This is a genomic window from Streptomyces sp. NEAU-YJ-81 (assembly GCF_017592595.1).
Classification (GTDB): domain Bacteria; phylum Actinomycetota; class Actinomycetes; order Streptomycetales; family Streptomycetaceae; genus Streptomyces; species Streptomyces hygroscopicus_B.
The window spans coordinates 24,566-31,602 of record NZ_JAGFNO010000057.1; the positions used below are offsets into that span (position 1 = coordinate 24,566).

Here is a 7,037-nt window from a genome sequence, read left to right on the forward strand (position 1 = left end):
CTTCTCGTCACAAACCTTGCGCCCGGGGACCTTCAGATCCTCAGATTCCGAGTTCTTTGTCGATGAAGGCGAAGACCTCGTCGGGCGTCGCCTCCTGCAACTTCTCCGTCACGGTCCCGCTCTCGCCGTCCGCCGCCTCGGCCTCGGCCGTACGGGGCTCCGCCCACTTCGCCGCGAGGTCCCGCAGCCGGGCCGCGATGTCGTCCCGCGCCTCGCTGTCGGGGTCGAGGACGGACAGCGCGGACTCCAGCGCCTCGAGCTCCGCCAGCCCGGGGGCGGCGGCCGTACCGCCGTCGCCCACGATCCGGCCGCACAGGAACTCGGCGAGGACCGCCGGGGTCGGGTAGTCGAAGACCAGCGTGGCGGGCAGCTTCTGCCCGGTGGCGGCGGTCAGCCGGTTGCGCAGCTCCAGCGCGATGAGCGAGTCGAAGCCCAGCTCCTTGAACGCCCGCCCGGCGCCGACCTCGTCGGTCGAGGGGTGGCCGAGCGCGGCGGCCGCGTTGGTGCGCACGACCTCCAGGACGACCACGGACTGTTCGGCCCGGGAGATCCCGGCCAGCCGCTTGCGCAGCGCGTCCGCCGGGGATCCGTCCGAGGCCGCGCCGGGCTCACCGGCCGTGGCGCCGGAATCCCGCAGCCGCCGGACCTCGGGCAGTTCGCCGATGAGCGGGCTGGGGCGGACCGCCGTGTAGCCGTAGGCGAAGCGGTCCCACTGGATGTCGGCGACGGCCACGACCGTGTCGGCGTGGTCCAGGGCCCGCTGCAGCGCCGTGATGGCCGCGTGCGGCGCCATCGCCGGGACACCGCCCCGGTCCAGCCGCTCGCCGATGGCGCCGTCGGCGGCAAGCCCCGTCTCGCCCCAGCGGCCCCAGGCCACCGAGGTGGCGGGCAGGCCCTGGGCGCGGCGCTGTTCGGCCAGCGCGTCGAGGTAGGCGTTGGCCGCCGCGTAGTTGCCCTGTCCTGCGTCGCCGAGGGTGCCCGCGATACCGGAGAACAGCACGAACGCGGACAGCTCCAGCTCGCGGGTCAGCTCGTGCAGATGGCGCGCCGCGTCGGCCTTGGGGCCGAGGACGGTGGCGAACCGCTCCGGGGTGAGCGCGTCCAGGACACCGTCGTCCAGGACGCCCGCGGCGTGCATGACCGCCGTGAGCGGCTGGTCGGCCGGGATGGCGGCCAGCAGCGTCTCGACGGCCTTGCGGTCGGCCACATCACACGCGGCGACGGTGACCTTGGTGCCCAGTTCGGTCAGCTCGTCCCGCAGCTCGGCCGCGCCCGGCGCCTCCAGACCACGGCGGCTGGTGAGCACCAGATGCTCGGCGCCGCCCGCGGCCAGCCAGCGGGCCACATGGGCGCCCAGCGCGCCCGTACCGCCGGTGACCAGCGTCGTACCGACCGGCTTCCACGTCCGTACGGCGGGCGCACCGGCCAGCGGGGCGTGCGCGAGCCTGCGGGCGAACACCCCGGCCGCGCGCACCGCGAGCTGGTCCTCGCCGTCGGTCCCGGCGAGCACCCCGGCGAGCCGGGCCAGCGCCCGCTCGTCGGGCGATCCGGGCAGGTCGACCAGACCGCCCCAGCGCTCCGGGTACTCCAGCGCCGCGGTCCGGCCCAGGCCCCAGACGAGCGCCTGATCGGGGGATTCGACGGTGTCCGTCTGCCCGACGGCGACCGCGCCCCGGGTGGCGCACCACAGCGGCGCGTCCACCCCGGCGTCGCCCAGCGCCTGGATCAGCACGGCGGTGCCGGTCAGCCCGGCGTTGACACCGTCGGTGCCGGGCGCGGTCCCCTGGTCGAAGGCGAGCAGCGACAGCACACCCGAGACGGTCGCGGCGTCGGCCAGCTCCTCGCGCACCAGACGGGTCAGCGACGCGCGGTCCGACTCCACGGCGGTCGGGGTGATCTGCCGTACCTCGGCGCCGCGTTCGGTGAGCATCCGGACCGCGCCCAGCGTCCAGTCGTCGATGACGGCGGACTCGGGCACGGCCAGCAGCCAGGTCCCGGACAGCCGCGGGGCCTGGCGCTCGGTCAGGGAGGTCCAGGTCGCGCGGTAGCGCCAGCCGTCCACCGTGGACTGCTCACGGGCCTGCTTGCGCCAGGTGGCCAGGGCGGGCAGGACGGCGCCGAGCGAGGACCGCTCACCGTCGTCCTCGAACGCGAGGGTGTCGGCCAGCGACGCCAGGTCCTCGCGCTCGACGGCCTCCCAGAAGCGGGCGTCGACGGCATCGGACGGCGCGCCCGACTCGTCGGCCGGGGTGCCGGCCGCCTGCGGCCAGTAGCTCTGGTGCTGGAAGGCGTACGTGGGCAGCTCGACGCGCTCCGCGCCCGTCCCCTCGTACACCGCGTCCCAGTCGACGCTCACACCACGCGTCCACGCCTCGCCGACGGAGATCCAGAAGCGGTCCAGGCCACCCTCGTCACGGCGCAGCGAACCGATCGCGGCGGCCTCCCGGCCCGCGTCCTCGGCCGTCTCCTGCACACCCATCGTCAGCACGGGGTGGGCGCTGGACTCGATGAACACTCCGAAGCCCTCGTCGAGCAGGCGGCGGATGGCGCCCTCCAGCTCGACGGTGCGACGCAGGTTGGTGAACCAGTACTCGGCGTCCAGCTCGGAACCGTCGACCCACTCCCCCGTCACGGTGGACAGGAACGGCACCTCGGCCGTCTTGGGCTCCACGGGCGCCAGCAGCTCCAGCAGCTCCTCACGGAGCAATTCCACCTGGGCCGAGTGCGAGGCGTAGTCCACCGGCACCCGGCGCGCCCGCACCTCATCGGCCTCACACGCGGCGACCAGCTCATCGAGGGCGGTCGGCTCACCGGAGACGACCACCGAGGACGGCCCGTTGACGGCCGCCACCGAGATGCGCTCCTCGCCCCACGGCTCGATCCGCTCCCGTACGTCCGCCACCGGAAGCGCCACCGACACCATGCCGCCCTTGCCCGCCAGCACCCGGCCAATCGCCTGGCTCCGCAGCGCCACCACCCGCGCCGCGTCCTGAAGCGTCAGGGCTCCGGCCACACACGCGGCGGCGATCTCACCCTGCGAGTGGCCGACCACGGCCGACGGCCGCACACCCAGCGAACGCCACAACTCCGCGAGCGAAACCATCACGGAGAACAACACCGGCTGAACAACGTCCACCCGCTCCAGTGACGGTGCGCCCTCCGCCTCGCGCAGCACATCCACCAACGACCAGTCGGTGAACTCTGCGAGCGCGGCGGCACACTCATCAATACGGGCAGCGAACACCGGTGAAGCATCCAACAGCTCCACGGCCATGCCTACCCATTGTGACCCCTGTCCTGGGAACACGAATGCGGCCTTGCCCCCGATTGAGGCCCCCTGCACCAGGTTGGGCAGGACCTGCCCCCTAGCGAGGGCGTCCAAACCACCGGCGAATTCGTCCCGGTCCGTGCCCACCAGCACCGCGCGCTGCTCGAAGGCGGCGCGGGTGGTGGCCAGCGAGTGGCCGATGTCCAGCGGGCGCAGGGCAGGGTCGGCGTCGAGGTGGGCCAGCAGCTTGGCGGCCTGGGCGCGCAGCGCCGCCTCGCTCTTGCCGGACACCGTCCACGGCAGCGCGCCGGGCCGCCGGGTGGCCGGCTCGGTCTCGTCCGGCTCCTCGGCCGGGGCCTGCTCGATGATGGCGTGCGCGTTGGTGCCGCTGAAGCCGAACGAGGACACCGCGGCCCGGCGCGGACGGCCGGTCTCCGGCCACTCCCGCGCCTCGGTCAGCAGCTCGACCTCGCCCGCCGACCAGTCCACATGCGGGGTGGGCTCGACGATGTGCAGCGACTCCGGCAGGACGCCGTGGCGCAGCGCGAGCACGAGCTTCATCACACCCGCGACACCGGCGGCGGCCTGGGCGTGGCCGATGTTGGACTTGATGGAGCCGAGCAGCAGGGGCTGCCCGTCGGGCCGCTCCTGGCCGTAGGTGGCCAGCAGCGCCTGCGCCTCGATCGGGTCACCCAGCGTCGTACCGGTGCCGTGTGCTTCGACCACGTCCACCTCGGCGGGGGACAGCCGGGCGTTGGCCAGGGCCTGCCGGATCACCCGCTGCTGGGACGGCCCGTTGGGCGCCGTCAGACCGTTGGACGCACCGTCCTGGTTGATCGCGGAGCCACGCACGACCGCGAGCACCGGATGGCCGTTCTTCCGCGCGTCCGACAGCCGCTCGACCAGCAGCATGCCCACACCCTCGGCCGGGCTGAAGCCGTCCGCGTCCGAGGAGAACGCCTTGCTGCGGCCGTCGGAGGACAGCCCGCGCTGGCGGCTGAACTCGATGAAGGTGCCCGGGGTGGCCATCACGGTCACGCCGCCCGCGAGTGCGATCGTGCACTCGCCCTGGCGCAGCGACTGGACGGCCAGGTGCAGCGCCACCAGCGACGCCGAGCACGCGGTGTCGACGGTGACCGCCGGGCCCTCCAGACCGAAGGTGTACGAGAGGCGGCCGGAGACGACGCTCGCGGCGCTGCCGGTGGCCAGGTGGCCCTCGTAGCCCTCGGTGTTGCTGCGCATGACGATGGAGTAGTCGGAGCCGTTGGTGCCGACGAAGACACCGGACGGGGTGCCGTGCAGCGTGGCCGGGTCGATTCCGGCCCGCTCGAACGCCTCCCACGACGTCTCCAGCAGCAGCCGCTGCTGCGGGTCCATCGCCATGGCCTCACGCGGCGAGATCCCGAAGAAGGTGGGGTCGAAGTCGGCGGCCCCGGTGAGGAATCCGCCCTCGCGGGTGTAGCTGGTGCCCTGCGCATCCGGGTCCGGGTTGTACAGGGACTCGATGTCCCAGCCGCGGTCGCCCGGGAACTCCGACAGCGCGTCGCCGCCGGAGGTGAGGAGCTGCCACAGCTCCTCGGGGGTGCGCACACCGCCCGGGAAGCGGCAGCTCATGGAGACGATGGCGATGGGCTCGTCGTCGGCGAGCGCCGCCGCGGTCGGCAGCGCGGCCACGGCCGCCCGCTGCCCGCCCGCGATCTCGGTGCGCAGATGGCGCGCGAGCACCGTGGGGGTGGGGTAGTCGAAGATCAGCGTCGGCGGCAGCTTCAGCCCGCTGGCGGCGCTGAGCCGGTTGCGCAGCTCGACGGCGGTCAGCGAGTCGAAGCCCAGCTCCTTGAAGGCCCGGCCCGCCTCGACGTCGTCCGCGCCCGCGTAGCCCAGGACGGCCGCGACGGCGGTGCGGACCAGCTCCAGCACCAGCCGCTCCTGCTCGGCCTCCGGCACCCCGGCGAGCTGCTGCGCCAGCGCGACCGCGCCCGCGCCGTCCGCCTCGGCGTCCCCGGCCATGTCCTGGATGACGTCCCGCGCCTCGGGCAAGTCGTGCAGCAGCGGACGGGAGCGGCCGGAGGTGAAGGCGAGAACGAAGCGCTTCCACTCCATGTCGACGACGGTGAGCACCGACTCGTCGCGGTCCAGCGCGTGCTGGAGCGCGGTGACGGCCGACCGCGGCGCCATCTCGATGACGCCGTGGCGGCGCATCCGGTCGCCGACGCCGCCCTCGGCCATCCCGCCCTCGCCCCACGGGCCCCAGGCCAGCGAGGTGGCGGGCAGTCCCTGGGCACGCCGGTGCTCGGCGAAGGCGTCGAGGAAGGCGTTGCCCGGGGCGTAGTTGCCCTGGCCGGGCGCGCCGAAGGTGGCCGCGAAGGACGAGAACAGCACGAACGCGGAGAGGTCCAGCTCCCGGGTCAGCTCGTGCAGATGGCGGGTGGCGTCGACCTTGACCTTCAGCACCCGGTCCACCTGGTCCGGGGTCAGACCCTCGATCACCCCGTCGTCCAGCACGGCGGCCGTGTGGACGACGGCCGTCAGCGGATGCTCGGCGGGGATGCCCGCGAGCAGCGCCTCGACCTGGGCGCGGTCGGCCACATCGCATGCGGCGATGGTGACCTTCGCGCCGAGCTCGGTCAGTTCGGACCGCAGATCCGCCGCGCCCGGTGCCTCCAGACCACGGCGGCTGGTGAGCACCAGATGCTCGGCGCCGTTGGTGGCCAGCCAGCGCGCCACATGGGCGCCCAGCGCGCCCGTCCCGCCGGTGACCAGCGTCGTACCGGCCGGCTCCCAGGACCGTACGGCGGGCGTGGCGGCCAGCGGGGCGCGCACCAGACGGCGTACGAGCAGCCCGGTGGCGCGGATCGCGACCTGGTCCTCTTCCTCGGCCCCGGCGAGCACGGTCACCAGCCGGGCCAGCGCCCGCTCGTCGGGCGCCCCGGGCAGATCGACCAGACCGCCCCAGCGCTCGCCGTGCTCCAGCGCGGCCACCCGGCCGAGCCCCCAGACCAGCGCCTGCTCGGGGGATTCGAGGGTGTCCGTACGGCCGACGGAGACCGCGCCACGGGTGGCGGACCACAGCGGCGCGCCGATCTCCGCGTCGCCCAGCGCCTGCACCAGCGCGAGCTGCGCCGCCACCCCGGCGGGGACGGAGGGATGCTGGGGGTGCGGGTGGCCGTCGAGAGCCAGCAGCGACAGGACTCCGGCGAACGGGATGCCGTCGGTTTCGGTGAGCGCGGTGCGCAGCCGCTCGATCAGCTCGTCCCGGCCGTCGGCGTCGGTGTCCACGGCGATCCGCCGTACGTCGGCGCCGCGTTCGGCGAGCACACCGGCCACGGCGTCGGTCCAGGCGTCCTCGGCGGCCGGGGCGACGACGAGCCAGCCGCCGGACAGCCGCGCGGGCTGCCCGTCGGCGAGCGGCTTCCAGGTGACGCGGTAGCGCCAGCCGTCCACCGTGGACTGCTCACGGCTCTGCTTGCGCCAGGTGGCCAGGGCGGGCAGCAGCGCGCTGACCCGCTCATCGCCGTCGACGTCCAGCTCGGCGGCGAGCGCCTGCCAGTCCTCGCGCTCCACGGCCTCCCAGAAGCGGGCCTCGACGGGGTCGGCGGCGGTGGCGGCAGCGGCGGGGGTGCCCGCTTCGAGCCAGTAGTGCTGGTGCTGGAAGGCGTACGTGGGCAGCTCGACGCGCTCCGCGCCCGTCCCCTCGTACACCGCCTCCCAGTCCACGCTCACACCACGCGTCCACGCCTCGCCCAGCGAGGCCCAGAAGCGGTCCAGGCCG

At 74.2% G+C, this 7,037-nt stretch carries 1 protein-coding gene; it reads right to left on the reverse strand.

The window, feature by feature from the left end:
- Positions 1-40 precede the first annotated feature (40 nt).
- The coding region (locus tag J5X86_RS47935; protein WP_208522901.1) for a type I polyketide synthase at positions 41-7,037 on the reverse strand (6,997 nt) is incomplete at its 5' end.